The sequence below is a fragment of the Woeseia oceani genome, from assembly GCF_001677435.1.
GTDB lineage: Bacteria > Pseudomonadota > Gammaproteobacteria > Steroidobacterales > Woeseiaceae > Woeseia > Woeseia oceani.
This window is the reverse complement of the sequence record NZ_CP016268.1, coordinates 245,825-263,967: the sequence shown is the minus strand read 5'-3', so window position 1 is coordinate 263,967 and position 18,143 is coordinate 245,825. Positions and strand designations below refer to the sequence as shown.

Annotated in this window: 16 protein-coding genes; 3 read left to right on the top strand and 13 right to left on the bottom strand. The window is 62.6% G+C overall.

The window, feature by feature from the left end:
- From BA177_RS01175 to BA177_RS01115, 13 genes are all read right to left on the bottom strand, one after another.
- A complete protein-coding gene (locus tag BA177_RS01175; RefSeq protein ID WP_082989743.1) occupies positions 1–2,223 on the bottom strand; it encodes a copper-transporting P-type ATPase in 2,223 nt (740 codons plus the stop codon).
- Positions 2,220–2,615, bottom strand: a complete 396-nt coding sequence (gene cueR / locus BA177_RS01170) for a Cu(I)-responsive transcriptional regulator (RefSeq protein ID WP_068612006.1) — start codon at positions 2,613–2,615, stop codon at positions 2,220–2,222. The genes BA177_RS01175 and cueR overlap by 4 nt, the downstream gene beginning before the upstream one ends.
- Before the next feature lie 122 nt (positions 2,616–2,737).
- Complete coding sequence (locus BA177_RS01165) at positions 2,738–3,487, bottom strand: copper resistance protein B (protein ID WP_197493257.1); 750 nt, start codon at positions 3,485–3,487, stop codon at positions 2,738–2,740.
- Position 3,488: 1 nt separating this feature from the next.
- Positions 3,489–5,384, bottom strand: coding sequence for a copper resistance system multicopper oxidase (locus BA177_RS01160; RefSeq protein WP_068612004.1), 1,896 nt, complete (start codon positions 5,382–5,384; stop codon positions 3,489–3,491).
- A gap of 4 nt (positions 5,385–5,388) precedes the next feature.
- Positions 5,389–6,039, bottom strand: coding sequence for a c-type cytochrome (locus tag BA177_RS01155; RefSeq protein WP_068612002.1), 651 nt, complete (start codon positions 6,037–6,039; stop codon positions 5,389–5,391).
- Positions 6,040–6,163: 124 nt separating this feature from the next.
- Positions 6,164–6,520: a hypothetical protein gene (locus BA177_RS01150; protein WP_156762635.1), complete on the bottom strand. Its 357-nt coding sequence runs from the start codon at positions 6,518–6,520 to the stop codon at positions 6,164–6,166.
- A gap of 182 nt (positions 6,521–6,702) precedes the next feature.
- Positions 6,703–7,227, bottom strand: coding sequence for a DUF411 domain-containing protein (locus tag BA177_RS01145; RefSeq protein ID WP_068618686.1), 525 nt, complete (start codon positions 7,225–7,227; stop codon positions 6,703–6,705).
- Complete coding sequence (locus BA177_RS01140; RefSeq protein WP_068611998.1) at positions 7,220–10,426, bottom strand: efflux RND transporter permease subunit; 3,207 nt, start codon at positions 10,424–10,426, stop codon at positions 7,220–7,222. The genes BA177_RS01145 and BA177_RS01140 overlap by 8 nt, the downstream gene beginning before the upstream one ends.
- The gene (locus BA177_RS01135) at positions 10,420–12,282 is read right to left on the bottom strand and encodes an efflux RND transporter periplasmic adaptor subunit (RefSeq protein ID WP_068611996.1); all 1,863 of its coding nucleotides are present in this window, start codon (positions 12,280–12,282) and stop codon (positions 10,420–10,422) included. Before BA177_RS01135 ends, BA177_RS01140 begins: the two co-directional genes overlap by 7 nt.
- Positions 12,279–13,580 carry a TolC family protein gene (locus tag BA177_RS01130; RefSeq protein WP_068611994.1) on the bottom strand — a complete coding sequence of 434 codons (1,302 nt, stop codon included), beginning with the start codon at positions 13,578–13,580 and terminating at the stop codon, positions 12,279–12,281. Before BA177_RS01130 ends, BA177_RS01135 begins: the two co-directional genes overlap by 4 nt.
- Before the next feature lie 92 nt (positions 13,581–13,672).
- Positions 13,673–14,128 (bottom strand): hypothetical protein, encoded by a 456-nt coding sequence (locus tag BA177_RS01125; RefSeq protein WP_156762634.1) that lies wholly within the window; start codon positions 14,126–14,128, stop codon positions 13,673–13,675.
- Positions 14,129–14,293: 165 nt separating this feature from the next.
- The gene (gene merA, locus BA177_RS01120; protein WP_068611989.1) at positions 14,294–15,700 is read right to left on the bottom strand and encodes a mercury(II) reductase; all 1,407 of its coding nucleotides are present in this window, start codon (positions 15,698–15,700) and stop codon (positions 14,294–14,296) included.
- Between the two features lie 162 nt (positions 15,701–15,862).
- A complete protein-coding gene (locus BA177_RS01115) occupies positions 15,863–16,315 on the bottom strand; it encodes a MerR family transcriptional regulator (RefSeq protein WP_068611987.1) in 453 nt (150 codons plus the stop codon).
- 72 nt (positions 16,316–16,387) lie between these two features.
- Here BA177_RS01115 and BA177_RS01110 point away from each other — a divergent pair, with 72 nt between their 5' ends.
- From BA177_RS01110 to BA177_RS01100, 3 genes are all read left to right on the top strand, one after another.
- Positions 16,388–16,759 (top strand): mercuric transporter MerT family protein, encoded by a 372-nt coding sequence (locus BA177_RS01110; protein WP_231892476.1) that lies wholly within the window; start codon positions 16,388–16,390, stop codon positions 16,757–16,759.
- A gap of 11 nt (positions 16,760–16,770) precedes the next feature.
- Positions 16,771–17,052 (top strand): heavy-metal-associated domain-containing protein, encoded by a 282-nt coding sequence (locus tag BA177_RS01105; protein ID WP_068611983.1) that lies wholly within the window; start codon positions 16,771–16,773, stop codon positions 17,050–17,052.
- Between the two features lie 83 nt (positions 17,053–17,135).
- Positions 17,136–18,098, top strand: a complete 963-nt coding sequence (locus tag BA177_RS01100) for an arsenic resistance protein (protein WP_068611981.1) — start codon at positions 17,136–17,138, stop codon at positions 18,096–18,098.
- Positions 18,099–18,143 lie beyond the last annotated feature (45 nt).

The following is an 18,143-nucleotide window of genomic DNA, read 5'->3' as shown; positions in this document are numbered from 1 at the left end:
TCAGAGCTTCAGGCGGCGCAGCCGCAGTGCATTGCCGATTACCGAAACCGAACTCAGGCTCATCGCGGCAGCCGCGATCATCGGACTCAACAACAACCCGAAAACGGGGTAGAGCACGCCGGCCGCAATGGGAACTCCGGCCGTGTTGTAAGCGAACGCGAAGAACAGGTTCTGGCGGATGTTGCGCATGGTCTGCTGACTCAGCTCGCGCGCCTTCGCCACACCCAGCAGATCACCACGAACCAGCGTTACGCCGGCGCTTTCCATTGCCACGTCAGTACCTGTGCCCATTGCGATGCCGACGTCGGCCTGTGCCAGCGCCGGCGCATCGTTGATGCCGTCACCGGCCATTGCCACGATTGCGCCTTTCGCCTGAAGCTCCCGGACCACACGGTTCTTGTCTTCCGGAGACACATCAGCGTGCACGTCGTCGATGCCGATTTTTCCAGCAACCGCGTTCGCCGTGCCCAGGCTGTCGCCAGTCAGCATCACGACCCTGAGGCCGGCGTCATGCAGCATCTCGATGGCCCGCGGCGTCGATTCCTTGATGGGATCGGCTACACCGATAATGCCGGCAGGTTTGCTGTTTACCGCGACAAACATGACGGTCTGTCCTTCGGCACGATACTTTTCCGCGGCGTCTGCCAACGACTTGTCTTCGGCGTTAAGGCGGCGCATGAGCTTGCTATTGCCAATCGCAACGCTGTGGTCGCCGACGCTGGCGCTCGCGCCTTCGCCGGTAACCGATTCGAATCCGGTCGCGGTCGTCAGGCTCAACGAACGTTTCTCTGCAGCGGTGACAATGGCCTGGGCCAACGGGTGCTCGCTGGCTTTCTCTACCGACGCAACCAGGGCCAGCAGCGACTCGTCGTCGAACTCGCCAGCGGCCTCGATCATGACCAGCTCGGGCCGGCCTTCAGTCAGCGTACCGGTCTTGTCGACCACGACGGTATCGACCTTCTCGAAGGTTTCGAGCGCTTCGGCACTCTTGATCAGGATGCCAAGCTGAGCACCTTTGCCGGTACCAACCATGATTGACATCGGCGTTGCGAGTCCGAGTGCACAGGGACAAGCGATGATCAGAACGGCAACCGCGTTGACGATGGCGTAGGCCATGGCGGGTTCAGGCCCCCAAATTGACCAGACAACAAAAGTGACGATAGCCACTGCGACAACAGCGGGTACGAACCACGCGGCGACGAGATCGACGAGCTTCTGGATCGGGGCGCGACTGCGTTGTGCTTCGGCGACCATGCGGACGATCTGCGACAACAAGGTGTCGTCGCCGACCTGAGTCACTTCAATGATCAGGCTGCCGGTGCCGTTAACGGTACCGCCGACCACATCATCGTCGGCACGCTTTTCCACCGGTACTGGTTCGCCACTGATCATCGATTCATCAACCGAGCTGTGCCCTTCCACGACTGTGCCGTCAACCGGGACCTTTTCACCGGGTTTTACGCGCAGCCGATCGCCCGGGACGAGGTCATCCAGGGATACTTCTTCCTCGTTACCGTCGTCGGAAATTCGCCGGGCTGTTGGCGGCGCCAGTTCCAGCAGCGCACGAATGGCTCCCGACGTTTGACTTCGCGCTTTCAGCTCAAGCACCTGGCCGAGCAGCACAAGTGTTGTAATTACCGCAGCCGCTTCATAGTAGAGCGCTACTTCACCAGCGTGATTCCGGAACGCCTCGGGGAAAATTTCGGGGAACGCCGTGGCGACCAGTGAATAGACGAACGCCACGCCAACGCCGAGCGCGATCAGCGTGAACATGTTGAGATTCAGAGTCCGGACCGAGTTCCAGCCGCGTACGAAGAACGGCCAGCCGCCCCACAACACAACCGGCGTAGCCAGTGCCAGTTGCAGCCATTGGCGCCAGGCAACCGGCAACAGCTGCTCCATTGGCTGACCGGGAATCATCTCGCCCATCGCGTACACGAACAACGGAAGCGTCAGCACAACGCTCACCCAGAACCGGCGCGTCATGTCGTCGAGTTCGGACGTATCCTCCTCCGCGCTCACGACGACCGGTTCGAGCCCCATGCCGCAGATGGGGCAACTGCCAGGTTCGTCGCGGACGATTTCCGGGTGCATCGGACAGGTGTATTGCGTTCGCTTTGCCGCAATGTTCTTGCGTTCCAGTGCCATACCGCATTTCGGGCAGCTGCCGGGCTCGTTCGACTGCACTTCGGGATGCATGGGACATGTATATTCCGCGCTCATGATTCACTCCTTTCGAGGTCATGAAGAATCGGGCAGTCGGGGCGTTTGTCGCCATCGCAGCGATCTGCCAGGTGCTGCAAGGTATCGACCATCGACTGAAGTTCGCCGATCTTTTCCCGCAGCTCGTCAAGGTGAGTCTCGACAAGACGTTTAACGTCGGCACTGCTGCGACGCTGGTCCTGCCACAGCTCCAATAGCGCCGATATTTTCGGCACGGAGAAACCAAGCCGGCGAGCCCGCCTGATGAAGCTCAATGTGTGCAGTTCGTCACGGCCAAACACCCGGTAACCCGAGGCACTGCGTTTAGCCTTGCCAAGCAACCCGATCTGTTCGTAGTACCGAATGCGTTTTGCGGAGACGCCTGTCGTTTCCGCCGCTTGCCCGATGTTCATTGGTCCAGCCTCCGTTTGCCGCCACTGATTGGCGTTCACGGCCCGACTCTAGACCTTCCCATTATGGGAAGGTCAAGCTTTTTCCGGCGCCCGCGTTTTTGGTGCCTGCCGCAAGAAAGCCGTCAGAACCAGAACCTGACACCCACAACGACCGAGGTCTCTGACGTATCTTCGCCTTCCTGCTTCAACAAATCGGCGGTATCGCCGTATTGCTGCTCCCAGGACACCCCGATGTACGGCGCGATCTCTCGACGAAGTTCGTAGCGGAGTCGCAATCCGAGCTCGCTGTTATTGATGCCACGACCGATCCCGAACGCCGGCACTTCGGAGAAGGCGGCGTTAATTTCAAGGCGTGGCTGCAGGATCAGGCGTTGTGTCAACAGCAGGTCGTACTCTGCTTCGAGCCGGGCCGACGCATCGCCGTCTTCACTGATGAACAGGGCCGCATCAATTTCAAACTCATAGGGCGCATCGCCCTGGATACCTGTAACGAAGTGGTTGCGAGTCGGGCCGGGCTCGAAGTCATGCCGTACACCGACCTGCCACTCCCAGTAGGGCGCGAACATACGGCTGAACAACAGCTGCAGCTCCGCGTCCTCCGGAGACTCGCCCTGGACACCCTCGCCCTCCGTTTTCCAGCGGAGCCGGTTCCAGTCGTAGCCATACCACCCCTGAATGTCCCAGGTGTAGCTGTCATGCCCATCGGCAAAACCGGTTTCTGCCCGGTCTCCCAGCACCATCCAGTACGGGCCGGGCTTGTGCATCGGAATAGCCCAGTCGTCCGGCGTACCTGCTTGCTTTGCCGTGAATCCGGGTGTCGCATACAGCACGCTCAATGCCAGTAAGATGCACTTGCTCTTCATTCTTCTCATCTCAACTCACCCTTACGACGCGAAACATACCCATCTCCATGTGGTAGAGGAGATGACAATGGAATGCCCAGCGGCCCGGTGCATCGGCCGTAATCAACGCCGATACACGACTTGCCGGCATGACGTTGATCGTGTGCTTACGCGGGATCTCGCGGCCGTGGCCGTTTTCCATTTCCATCCACATGCCGTGCAGGTGAATCGGGTGGTTCATCATCGTGTCATTCACCAGGGTCAGGCGCAGGCGCTCGCCGTAATTGAACTCAATCGGTCCATCGACCTCATGAAACTGTTCACCGTCGAATGACCACATGTACCGTTCCATGTGCCCTGTCAGGTGCAGCTCAATCTCCCGGCCGGGCGGGCGATCATCGAAATCATCATCCAGGCGCTTCAGATCGCGGTATACCAGTACGCGATGCGGTACATTTTCGAGGCCGGTACCGCGTTCTCCAAGGCGATCACGTTGCAGGTCGGCGACGCCGGCATTCCCCGCACCATGGTGGTCGGGTCCGTGCCGGGCGACGACCGGTCCGGCGTTGCCCATATCGTGGCCCGCATGATCCATATCGCCGGAACCCATATCTCCGTGATTCATGCCGGAGTGGTCCATACCATCGGAACTCATGTCGCCATGGTTCATGCCGGAGTGATCCATGCCTGAATGGTCCATACCGCCCGAACCCATGTCGCCATGGTTCATGCCGGAGTGATCCATGCCGCCTCCCTGCATGGCGCCATGGTCCATTCCCATGTCAACCATCGTCAGCTTGGGAGGCTTGCGTAGCGGCGGAATCGGCGCGCGCATTCCATCGCGCGGCGCCAAGGTGCCAGCCGCGAAACCGCTGCGATCGATCGATTCGGCCATCACCGTGTAAGCCCTGTCTTCACGTGGTTCGACGACTACGTCGTAGGTTTCCGCGGTGCCAATCTGGAATTCGTCCGTCATCACGGGCTGCACATTCTGTCCGTCCGTGGCGACAACCCGCATTTCAAGGCCCGGAATCCGCACATTGAAAAACGACATCGCGGAACCGTTGATGAATCGCAACCGCACCCGTTCGCCCGGCTTGAACAGTCCCGTCCAGTTGCCGGCGGGATGCAGTCCGTTCATCAAGTAGCTGTAGGTTGTTCCACCGACGTCCGCGATATCGGACGGCATCATGCGCATGCGATCCCACGCGAGCTTCGTGCGAATCGCGTTGGACCGGGCTTCGCTGGTTGGTTCATCCAGGATATCGGCGACAGTAACCTGCTGGTAATTGTAGTAATCGCCCATCTTCTTGAGCTTGGCCAGCACGTCGTGCGGATCTTCAAACGTCCAGTCCGACAGCATCACGACGTAGTCACGATCGTAGACAACCGGGTCAGGGCCCTTCGGGTGCACCACGAGCGCCCCGTAAACTCCGGACTGCTCCTGGAGCTGGGAGTGGCTGTGATACCAGTAGGTCCCGCTTTGCTTGAGCGGAAAACGATACTGGAACGTGGTGCCCGGCTTGATGCCACGGAAAGTAACGCCGGGCACGCCGTCCATTTCAAACGGCAACAGGATGCCGTGCCAGTGGATCGACGTATCGACATCCATCTCGTTGCGTACGTTAAGTACAACGTCCTGTCCTTCGTACCATTCAAGCAACGGGCCGGGTATCGTGTTGTTGATCGACATGACGTTGCCCTTCCCGCCCGCAATGTCCATGCGGTGCGCACGGATGGCGAGGTCGAATTCGAGCAGATCGTCGCCAGGACCCGACTGTTCACGCAATACGCTCATGGAACGCGCCCAGACCGGCACGATGGCATCCAGTAGCGAAATAGCGCCGGCGCCGGCCGCCGCCTGCAGAAAATGTCGTCGTGATCCCGAAGCGTGACTACGCACAGGCTGTATGTTTGATTTTTTCATTGGATCAATGCTCATGTGTACTGTGATCGTGCTCTTCCGTCGCCGGGACGGCGGGGTCGTTTGCCTGGTCGGCGCCGTTGCCATGCTCGTGCGACTCGCCGTCGCCTTCGGTGTGGCCGCCACTGTCGCCGCTGTGGTGGCCGTGGCCCGTCGCTCCTTCAAGCATCGCCGCATAGCCGGCGGAATCGAGATCAGGCAAACGCATGCTGATGAATGAAACAACCGGCCATAGAGACTGGTCGTCGTGACTGGCACTCCAGGCCGGCATACCCGTCATGCGAATGCCGTTTCGAGTTGCCCAGTAGATTTCCGCCGCCGTCCTTTCGGTGGCGACCGTTGCAAGGTCGGGAGCAATCGGGTTCAGGCCTCGCCCGGCGGACGAACGCTCCTTGCCCGGGCCACCGTGACAGCCGACACACATGGCGTCGAAGTCATTGATACCGGCCAGCTGCATGTCCGGGCTGTCGAGCTCGGGTACGTCGATACTCGCTGCCTGCCGCTCCACCGAAGCTTCACGGGCGGTTTCGAGAATCCAGCCCACGGGGCCGCTGTGCTCTCGATTTGCGGCGACTTCGATCATGCCGCTGGACGACACTGCGAACACCGCGACGACGGCGACAATCAGCCAGACAACGGCTGCTTTCAGATAGATCATGGGTGGAACCTCTCCTGCGTGTCGCCGAAGTCACGGGGCGACGGACTGCATAAAAACCTGTTCGGATGCAGCGACGCCCTGTCGCGGGCGCAGCGCTACGTCTCGGCGGCCGGGTGGCGCCGATTCAGCGGGGCAGGATGGGAGGTCGTTTGGGAACGGGGGGCGCTGGGTCGGGCGAGTAGCGGGTACTCGCCGGGGCACGAAACGCGTTGCCTGCGTCGTGTGCAACACGAGTCACGGACATGAAGACGGCGTTGCCGCAGCCGGTCGCACAGGCGGCGGCGCAGCCACCGCAACACGGACAAGCGCCGTCGCTCGCATCGGCGTTCTCAGCATTCTCCGCGGCATGGCCGGCATGAGCGCTCATTTCCGCGCTACTCGAAAGCGCAAGCGCACTGCAATCGGCGCCCAGCATGGCCATGCCGCTCAACGGCAGGCCCAGCAAGGTCAGCAACAGCAGGCTTGTGCGTAGATTTTTCACGGTTTGGAGACTAGTCCGAATCGCGGCGAATCGCAACGCTTCGTCCAACACGCCAAGAAACGCGCGGTTCCGCCCAGCGCAGCTGCCAACGGTCAGCTGGCACCACTGTGTCCACCCAGCAACAAAGGGATGACCGATTAGTTCCAGCTGCGGACGAGGCGAAGGGCTTTGATTAGACACGATTACTCCGGCGCAAATTCCCTGCCTTCGCGACGCGCATAGACGCTGGCGCTGCCATCGGCATGCACCTGCATGACATCGTAGGGCTCCGCGCCGGGGCCCTCCATGCCGGGCGAACCAACCGGCATGCCGGGCACGGCGAGGCCGCGGATGCCTTCCGGCTTGTCCTCCAGCAACTTCTCCACGAGATCGGGCGGCACATGTCCCTCGACCCAATAGTCGCCGACTTTCGCGGTGTGGCAGGAGCGCATCGACGTAGGCACGCCAAGCTCGGTCTGGATCGATGCAGTGCTCTGCACGTTGACCGCGTCCACCGCCAGCCCGTCCCGTTCAAGCTGCTCGACCCACTTGTGGCAACAACCGCAGTACGGCGTCTTGTACACGACGATTTCGGCGTCGGCGCCAGTGTCAGCCATCGACTGCGGCCCGGGTTCGCTGCAGGCAGACACTACCGGCGCGAACAACAGGCTGGCCAGCAGGACCCATGTCCGCCTGGCCGCTCCTTGAGCGATTACAACGTTATTCATGACTTTCTCCATCAGGCTCCAGGTCGGCGGGCAGAGGCACCAGTTTCGGTAGCCCGCGACCGCGCCAGAACGAAAAAATGGCCGGGAATACCAGTAACACCAGCAGCAAGGCGGTGCCGACGCCGCCCAGCATCGGCGCGGCAATGCGCTTCATGACATCCGCGCCGCTGCCACTGCTGTACATGATCGGCACCAAGCCCATGAACAGGGCGAACCCCGTCATCAGCATGGGCCGAATGCGGTGACTGGCACCGACCGTTATTGCCGCGGACAGGTCGAGGCGGCTGTGAATCAGGCCTTCTTCCTGGTATTGCCGCCAGGCCAGGTCCAGGTAAAGCATCATCAGCAACCCGAGCTCAACGGCGAGCCCGGCCACGGCGATCATGCCCACCGCGACCGCGACGCTCAGATTGTAACCGAGCGCGGCCAGCAGCCAGATACTACCGACCAGCGAGAACGGCAATGCCGTCATGACAATCAGCGTTTCCGTCATCGACTTGCGGTGCATGTAGAGCATGAAGAAGATTAGGAACACGGTCAGCGGAACCAGCACCTGCAGCCGTGCCTTCGCGCGCTCGAAATAAGTGAACTGCCCGGCCCAGTCGAGCCGGTAGCCCGGCGCTATCTCAACCTTCTCCGCAACCACTTCGCGAGCCAGCTCGACGTAATCGGCGATGCCGATGTCCTGGCCGACGTCAACGAACACGAAGCTCACGAGTTGACCGTCCTCGTTCCGGAGCGCGGGCGGACCGGTCCGGAACTCGATATCCGCTACCTGCGTGATCGGGATCTGCGCACCGTTGGCGGTTGTCACGAATACGCGTTCCAACGCTTCGATGTTGTCGCGGTACTCGCGCGCATAACGCACCAGGATACCGTAACGCTCGCGGCCCTCGACGGTCTCGCTGACTTTCATACCGCCCATCGCGGCCTCGATGACCCGCTGAACGTCATCCACATTCAGTCCGAAACGCGCTGCCGCCTTGCGGTCGATATCGAAGTCCAGGAAGTAGCCGCCGGTGGCACGTTCCGCGAAGGCACTGCGCGTGTAGGGCGCCGTCCGTTCGTCTGCAAGCAACGCGCGCTCGATGTCGACGGCGGTGGCCTCGATCTCGCCCAGGTCCGGTCCAAATACCTTGATGCCGAGCGAGGAGCGGATGCCGGTGGCCAGCATCTCGGTGCGGGTCTGGATGGGCATCCACCAGATATTCGGCATGCCGGGGAAACGCATCGCGGCGTCCATCTCACCGATCAGCTTGTCCCAGGTCATGCCCTCGCGCCATTCGCTCTTGTCCTTCAGCATGATGTTGGTTTCGATCATCGACAGCGGTGCCGGGTCGGTCGGGCTGGTGCTGCGACCGACCTCGCCAAAGACCCGCTCGACCTCCGGGAACTTCTTGAGTTCGCGGTCCATCGTTTGCATGACGCGCGTCGCTTCCGCGATGGACATGCCCGGCAACGCGGTCGGCATGTAGAGGATGCTGCCTTCGTTGAGCGGCGGCATGAACTCGTTGCCGAGACTGCGGTAAACCGGCACCGTCACCACCAGCGCCAGCACGGCGACGATGATCACCGGCCAGCGCCAGCGCACCGCGAACTTCACGGCCGGCGCATAACCGGCCATCAACAACCGGTTGAGCCGGCTGTCGTCGCCACGGATGCGGCCCTTGATCAGCAACACTGCCAGCGCCGGGATCAAGGTGACAGACAGCAGCGCCGCGAAGAACATCGAGTAGGTCTTCGTGTAGGCGAGCGGCTTGAACAGGCGGCCCTCGGTACCCTCCAGCGCGAACACGGGCAGGAACGAGACCGTGATAATCAGCAAGGAAAAGAAGATGCTCGGCCCGACTTCCTGCATGGCCTCGATGATCGCATCGATCCGCGACTCGCCCTCCTGCAAGCCCCCTTGTAATCGCTTGTGGATATTGTCGATGATCACGATCGCCGCATCGACCATCGCCCCGATGGCAACAGCGATGCCGCCCAATGACATGATGTTGGCAGTGAGTCCCTGGTAGAACATCGGGATGAACGACAGCAGGATCGCGATCGGCAGGGTGATGATCGCAACGAACGCGGAGCGCGCGTGCAGCAGGAACAGGCCGATCACCAGCGAGACGATCAGCATTTCCTCGACGAGCGTATTCCTTAGCGTTTCAATCGCACGCTCGATCAGCCCCGCGCGATCGTACACGGGCACGATCTCGACACCGTCGGGCAGACTCTCCCGGACGACGTCCAGCCGTTCCTTCACCCGGTCAATCACGTCCAGCGCGTTCTGGCCGTAGCGCATCACGACGATGCCGCCCACTGTAACGCCCTCGCCGTCAAGATCCGCCTGGCCACGCTGCATGGCCGGCCCGAGACTCACATCGGCCACGTCCGCGACGCGCACGGGCACGCCGCCCTCGCCGACGCCGATCACCACCTCCTCGATATCGGCAACCGACTTGACGTAGCCGCGCCCGCGAATGAATTGCTCGTGGCCCGCGATCTCGAGCACGCGGCCGCCAACGTCCTTGTTCGAATCCCGTACCGCGCCGGCCAGCTTGTCCAGCGAGATGCCATAGGACGCGAGCTTGTTCGGGTCGACGTTGACCTGGTACTCCTTGACGAAGCCGCCAACGGAGGCCACTTCGGCAACGCCCGAGACCGACTCCAGCGCGTAGCGGATATTGAAGTCCTGCAGGCTGCGCAGGTCGGCGAGCGACTGGTTGCCACTCTTGTCCACGAGCGCGTACTGGTAGACCCAGCCGACGCCGGTCGCGTCCGGGCCCAGCGTCGGCTGCACATCGTCCGGCAATTTCGGTGCGGCCGAGTTCAGGTACTCGAGCACGCGCGACCGTGCCCAGTACATGTCGGTGCCGTCCTCGAAGATGACGTAGACGAACGACAGGCCCATGAAGCTCTGCCCGCGAACGAAGCGCACGTTGGGTGCGGCCAGCAGCGTCGTGGTCAGCGGGTAAGTGATCTGGTCCTCGACCAGGTCCGGACTGCGGCCGGGCCAGTTCGTGAACACGATCACCTGCACGTCCGACAGGTCGGGAATCGCATCCAGCGGCGCTTCGGCGAGCGAACGCCAGCCCCAGCCGGCGGCCACGGCAACCAGCATCAGGGTCAGCAGCCAGTTGCGGGCGGAGAACCCGATCAGGCGCTCGAGCGGCCCTTTCGGAGTATCGCCTTGTTGTTGGCCTACCATTGGTCAATCCCCGCTTTCAGACGCGTCTCAGCGGCAATCAGGAAATTGCCCGAGGTCACGACCGTGTCGTTGAGCGCGAGGCCGTCGAGCACCTCCACGAACTCACCGGCCTGGCGGCCCGTCCGGATTCGGCGCGGCTGCAAGCGGCCGCCGCCCAGGTCGACGAACACGACCCGGCTTTTGCCGGCGAAGATGATCGACTCCTCGGGTACGCTGAGCCGGTGCCCGAGATTCGCCTGCAACGAAACTTCGGCGTACATCGCGGGTTTCAGTTCGCCGCCGCTGTTGTCGAGAGAAAGCCGGACCCGACCGGTGCGGGTTCGCCCGTCCAGCGTCGGGTAGACATACTCGACACGTGCCGGATAGCGACGGCCGGGCAGGTTGGGCAGCAAGACGTCTGCCTGCATGCCCTCCTGCAGCAATTCGAGATCGCCCTCGAAGACCTCCGCCTCCACCCAGACACGGGACAGGTCGGCAATGCTCAAGAGGGGCTGCAACTTTTTCGCCGCACTGCCGTCGGCGATGTGCCGCTCGATCAGCGTGCCGCTTTGCGGTGCATGGATGGGCACGTACTCCAGCGGGCTGCCGCGGCGCTCCAGCGCCGCGATCTCCGCCTCGCTCATGTCCCACAACCGGAGTCGCTGGCGCGCAGCGCGCAGCAGGCTGTCGCCGCCCGTCGCGGCGGAGCGACGCCGGCGAACTTCGAGGTACTCGTCCTGGGCCGCCAGCAGTTCGGGGCTGTACACCGTGAACAGGACCTGGCCCTGTTCGACCGGCATGCCGACGTAATCGGCTTTGAGGTCGCCGATGTAGCCATCGTATTTCAACGCCACCTCGGACAGGCGCGTCTCGTCGACGGTCACCTCGCCCACGGCGCGGATCGACTTGACGAGGTCGCGGTGTGTCGCGAGCCCGGTCGTGACCCCGATCATCTGCCGGCGCCGGTTGTCGATCGTGACCACGGGACCTTCGGCCGCCGGCGCGGCGGCCGCACCGACCGGGGTTGCACCGGTGGCCACGGTCAGGCCTTTCCGGTCTGTCGCGAGGTCGAACTGGACGCGCCGGTCGCCGAGCTGGATGGTCAGGGGCCACTCGCCGCGCATCGACAGGTCCACCGTGCCCTCGTAGCGCCCCGGGCCCGTCCGTTCGAGACCGGCCGGCGCGCGCATGGCGGGCATCGCACCCATCGCCGGCATTTGCGCAAACGCATCGATGTCCATGTCATCGACCGGATTGCCATCGGCATCCATCACCTCGAGCACCAGGCGATTCTCGCCGACGCGCGCCGTCTCAGGCTCGATGCCGACCGCAATTTCGTACTTACCGGCGCGGTATCGCGGTAAGCCGTCGGCGGCGGCCGCCGCGTCGCTGCCGCCATCAACTGCCTCGCCGCCCGAGGAAATCGGCATGTCGCCACGATCGGTGGCGAGATCAAATTGCAGGCGGGCCGGCTGTCCGCTGCTCCCGGTAAACGTCAACGTCAACGGCCACTCGCCGCGCATGGACAGGTCGAGCGTACCCTCGAAACGATCCGGACCGGTTTGTTCCAGACCCGCCGGCGCACGCATCGCGGGCATCGCACCCATCGCCGGCATTTCCGCATAAGCTTCGATGTCGCCAGGGGTCACCGGCTCGCCGTCCGGCGTGCGCAACTCGACGATGAGTCGATTCTCGCCGACTTTCGGCACCTGTGGGTCGGTGGCAATGCCGACTTCCACGCCCGCTGCCCGGTAGGTGGGCATCATCGCGCGGCTTTCGCCACTGTCAGACGCCTGCTCCCTGGTTTGTGACCAGATGAAGAAACCTGCCACAGCCGCGATGAGCACCGCGCCAATTACGTATTTAGAATTTTTCATTTGGATACTCCCACGGGGCTTTCCCGCGACAGGTCAATCGAGGCCCCGGACCAGCGCCGCAACTCGGCGACGTGGCGGGCGTGATCGGATACCGCGCGGACGTAGGCAAGCTCGGTATCGAGCTTGCGCTGCTCGGCGGTAATGACATTGAGAAAGGCGCCGTCGCCGCTCCGGTAATCCGCGACGGCGGATGACAGGAACTCGTCCGCGAGCGGCAACAGCTTTGATTCGTACAGGTCCACGGCGTCGCGGGCCTCGACGACACGTGAGCGCGCGGCAGCAAGTTCCGACAGCAGCGCTGCCTGTCGATCATCCAGCGCGAACGACGCGCGGCGAACATCGGCCCGTGCGCGATCCAGCTCGGCCTGCCGTTTGCCGCGGTAGAGCGGCACGTTGATCGACACGCCAATGATCGGACGTTTATCGACCGGGTCCCAGAGGCTGTTGTAGCCGACCCCCACCTGGAAGTCGGGCAGGAAGGCCTTCTTTGCCAGCGTGACCCGGCTCTCGCGGGCATCCACCGTCGCGGCGAGGCGGCGCAGCTCGGGGTGCGCGGCGATTGCCATCGCCTCGAGCTCGGCGACAGGCGCAAACTTTTCGGACACATCGATGGGCGCGGCCGCCGGCAACGCCGCCGCCGGCGACCGGTTCAGCAACGCATTGATCCGCGCTTGGATCGTTGTCTGCTCCCGTCGTAGCAGCAGTTCGTGCCGGTTCAGTCGCTCACGCTCCAGCTCGGCCTGGATGACGTCCTGTTTCGTCGCGCGACCCGCGGCGTATCGGGACTCAGCCACCGCGACGAGGTCGTCGAGAATCGCCCGTGTCTCGTGATGGATGCGCAGCGCCTCGTTGATGTAACGCCACTCTGCGTGTGCCATGCGCGCGTTCGCGGCCAGGTCGAGAACAAGCGCATCCTGATCGGCATCCATCGCCCGTGCGTCGTGCCGTGCTTCGGCCTCGCGAGCGGCCAGGGTGCCGGGCCAGGGAATGCGCTGGCTGAATTCGATGCGCTGGTTGAGGCTTCGGTCGGCGCTGGCTGTCAGCGGCGCCACGCCGTAGCCCAGCATCGGGTCATCCAGCGAGCCAGCAGGCTCCACGCGGTAAAAGGCCGCTTCGGCTGCGGCGCCCGCGGCAGCGAGCCCCGGGTTGTTGTCGAGCACGCGGCGCACCAGCTCGTCGGCCGTGATTGCAGCGCGTTCTTGCGGGCCAGGGTTAGATTGCGTCCCGGCCAAGAGCGGCGGCGCGGCGACGGCAAATGCAGCGCAAACAAGCGCTACGTAGAGTGTTCTTGCGGACAAGGGACCATTCCTTACTTTGGTATGGCGCCGCCATAGCGACGCGACAGCACCCGGCCATACGGGCCAGGTTCCGGGTCAAAGCGGAATGGAAATCAGATGCGGAGTCGGCGGGTGGTTAGCCATAGGGTCGATCCATCGCCCGGGTGAACCGGCTCGATGAATGACCGGACTTCAGGAGTACGGGGGGATAGCTGCCCCGGGCCTGCCAGCATGTCGACCAGGCCCGCATCGGGCGGATCGACATCGAATGGCGAAGGCGAATCCTTGCTCCCGGATTTCGAACCCGGGGTGGCTTTCAGGCTGTCTGCGTTGACCCCGACCGTCGTTGAGTGCTCACAACACGGCGCAGCCGAGATCAGTTCGTCATCACAATCCTCGTCAGCGGCACCCTTGGCGCGCGAGGCCGGCGCCTCGTCGCAACAGCAGACCTCGTGGACAACTGTCTCCATCATCTCGCAGGTAAACGCCGCCGTCGCCTGCAACGGCCCGAAGGCGAGCAGCAGTGCCAAGACGACCAAGCGAGCTGTATAGGATTTTGACAGAGTCATGCGGACCAGCATTCAGGAACGTGTCGACCGTTCGACGACACCAGGCACAATAGGTTCAGGATAACGCAAATACAAGCACGGGTGCCGTGGCAGGGGTCACAGTATTTCACGAATGCCAACTTGTATATTCCTGAAATAATTGGAAAAGGTTGAATTATCAGGCGGTCAGCCGGCACAGCAGGACAGTTGGCTGACATCCTTGTAAAACGTCTGGGCACAAAGCTTGAGCCCCTCGACCATGGTCAAGTACGGGAACAGCTGGTCCGCAAGTTCCTGCACGGTCATCCGGTTGCGAATCGCGAGCGCGGCAGACTGGATCATCTCGCCTGCCTCCGGCGCGAGAATCTGCGCACCGACCAGCCTGCCGGAACCGGCGTCTGCGACCAGCTTGACGAATCCCCGGGTGTCGAAGTTCGCCAACGCGCGCGGCACGCTGTCGAGTTCGAGCACGCGGCTGTCCACGTCGAGGCCCGCATTGCGCGCGGCGTCTTCGGTCAATCCCACCGTGGCCACCTGCGGATCCGTGAAAACGACGGCCGGCATCGCCGAAAGATCCAGTTTTTTCGAGCCACCCGTCATGTTGATTGCCGCCCGGGTGCCGGCAGCGGCGGCAACGTAGACGAACTGTGGCAGCGCCGCGCAATCCCCGGCCGCGTAGATATCAGGTGCCGACGTTCGCAGTCCCTCGTCGACGACGATTGCACCGCGTTCATCGGTTCTGATCCCGGCCGCATCGAGATTCAAGGCGGCAGTTTCGGGCGGGCGTCCCGTTGCAACGAGCAGGGCATCTGCCGCAATTTCCTCGTTCACCGCGTGCACGCTGAACTGTCCGTCGCGGTGATCCACACGGGATGCCGTTGTCTGCATCAGCAGTCGAATGCCTTCCGACTCGAAAGCCTCGGCAAGCCCCGCGCCGAGCGCCGGGTCATCCGCGGACAACAAGGTCGAGCGCACCAGCATCGTGACAGCGGCACCCAGGCGCCGGAACGCTTGTGCAAGCTCGACCGCCACCACGGAGCCGCCGATGATGACCAGGTGCTCCGGGATCCAGTCTGCAAACAACGCATCCGTTGACGTCCAGTACGGCGTGTCGGCGAGGCCCGGGATGTCGGGCCGCGCCGGTGCCGAACCGGTCGCGATCAGGATGCGGTCCGGCGACAGGGGTCTTTGGCCGCCTTCCGGCAATTCGATTGTCAGCTCTTTCGGGCCGGCAAAAGTTGCGTGCCCTCGCAGCAGCCGGATGGACGGGTTGTCCTCGAGCTGCTGCTCGTACTTCTGCTCGCGGAGCTCGTCGACCCGCGCCGATTGCTGCGCCAGCATTTGCCGGCGGTCGATGACCGGCTCCCGCGTTCCGAGACCACGGAACGGGTGGCGACGCTGCTGCTCGGCCAGCTGCGCGCCGCGAATCATGATCTTGGACGGCACGCAGCCAATGTTGACGCAGGTACCGCCAATTGTGTCGCTGCTCTCGATCAGGGTCACGGTCGCGCCCTCCTCGGTCGCCCGTATCGCGGCGGCGAACGCCGCGGAGCCGGAACCGATAATTGCGACATTGAGCTTAGTGGTGGCCATGATTGGAGGTCTCCTGCCAAAACGTGGGTGCCCCGTGATTTTCCGTCGCTTGCCAGCGTGGAACGTGGATGATGAATGCCCCCAACGGTACTCCCTGTAGTCGCTACAGGGTCAACAGGGTTTCGGACATTGGTACGCAGACGCGTACCTATGGTGTTGCCGTCAATCCCGGACGCGATCGTTGTCGCGCAATTCAAGCTGGTCGTCCGGATCCAGCAGTGCGTCAATCACCGGGCAGTCAGGCACGTTTCGGCCAGTGCACCGCGACGCGACTTTCCTCAGGGTTTTCTCAAGCCGCTCTAGATCGCGGATTTTCGCGGACACCGCGTCGGCTTGCATGAGCGTCAATGACTTTACTTCGGCACAGCTGTAGTCGTGATCATCCACGAGCTCCAACAAACTTCCGATATCGGCCATGGAAAATCCGAGTTGCCGGCACCGCCTGATGAAGCGCAGCCGGTCCAAGTGCTCCGGGCCGTACATACGGTAGCCGCTGCTGGTTCGCGGCGGATCCGGCATGACGCCGGTTTTCTCGTAGTAGCGTATGGTTTCCTTGTTGACGCCGGTACGCGCCGCAAGCTCGCCGATGGAATACTCTCGCTTCGTGCTTGTCATGATCGGCTTGACTCTGTAGTGGCTACAGGGTTTATGGTCCGTCCAACATTGAGGCGAATGCAAGGAATCTGCGTGACAACCGCCGGGAAACAAGACACTACCGGGCGCAAGCGGCTCTTCGCCGCGGGCGGGCTGCTGGGCGCCATCCTCGCGTCGACCTGCTGCATCGCACCGCTGGTATTGCTCACGCTGGGTGTGAGCGGCGCGTGGATGAGCAACCTGACCGCCCTTGCGCCCTACCAGGGTTACTTTATCGCCGCCACACTGGCGTTTCTCGCTGCGGGCTACTGGTACGTCTATTTCCGCCCGGCGCGATCCTGCGACACCGACGACAGCTGCGGTTCGCCACAATCCGAACGTATCGTCAGGATCGCGCTGTGGCTTGCCACCGCGCTCGTGATGCTGGCGCTCGGCATCAATCTTGTCCTGCCCTATTTCCTGTGAGGAGATTCACCATGTCGAAATTCTTAGCGACCGGGGCCGTGATGGCCTTTTTGTTCGCTGCTGTACCGGCTCACGCAGAAACAACCACCGCCACGCTGACCGTCGACAAGATGTCCTGCGTCACTTGCCCGCTGACGGTCCGTAAAGCCATGGAGCGCGTGGCAGGCGTGATCAAAGTCGACGTCGATTACGACAGCAAGACGGCGACGGTGACTTTTGACGATGAGCAGACAAGCATCGATGAGATCGCGAATGCGTCAACAGAAATAGGCTATCCCGCGACACCGAAATAATTCTCCCCCACGGATAGACCAAGACCACGGTCAACGTACTGACCGAAGGATTATCCGTGGCGCATCGAAACGAGTCCCGGCCCATGCGCAACCGGATGGAACGACAGCAGTCCTGGATTTACCTGTTCAGTATCCTCCTGGGTCTCGCTGTCGGGCTGAACCAGCCGGACATGACGGCGCGGCTGGAAGCTTTTCTCTGGCCGCTGCTTGGCGGGCTGCTTTATGCCACCTTCACCCAGGTTCCTCTGACCCGCATTGGCCAGGGCTTCAGGGACAGGCGTTTCCTGGCGGCCCTGCTGCTTGGCAACTTCGTGCTGATCCCCCTCGTCCTCGGTGGGCTGGTGACCGTCTTGCCCGTGTCGCCCGCCGTTCAGGCCGGTGTCCTGATGGTGCTGCTCGTCCCGTGCACCGACTGGTTCATCAGCTTTACGCACCTCGGCAAAGGCGACGCAAGCAGAGCCATCGCCGCCACGCCGGTGCTGTTGCTCGTGCAGCTGCTGGCCTTGCCCGTCTATCTCTGGCTCTTTCTGGGCGGGGAATGGCTACAGGCTGCGCTCAGCACCCACCTGCTCAGCGCCTTTGCGGGATTGATTCTCACGCCGCTCGCCCTGGCCTGGGGCACCGAGCGCCTTGCCCAACGTAATGTCAACGCCAGACGTTGGGTCCATGGCTTGAGCGTGCTGCCCGTGCCATTGCTGGCGCTGGTCGTGTTCGTCATCGCGGCCTCGCAGGTGACAACCGTAACGGGTTTGACCGGCGTGCTGATGCAAGTGCTGCCGATCTTCGTCATATACCTCGTCTTCGCTGCGTACCTCGGAAAGACGCTCGGCAAGCTGTTTCAGCTGCCCGCACCTTCGGCCAGGACCCTGGCCTTCAGCTTCGGCACCCGCAATTCCTTCGTGATGTTGCCGTTGGCCCTGGCGCTGCCGGACACCTTGCAGGCTGCCGTGGTTGTCATAGTTTTCCAGTCGCTCGTTGAGCTGTTCGGGATGGTGGTCTACATGAGCTGGGTTCCGGGGAAGTTGATTCCTTCCCCTTACGAATAGCTTCCTTGCCCGGACTGTTCATGCATAGTCCGGACAAGGTTCACT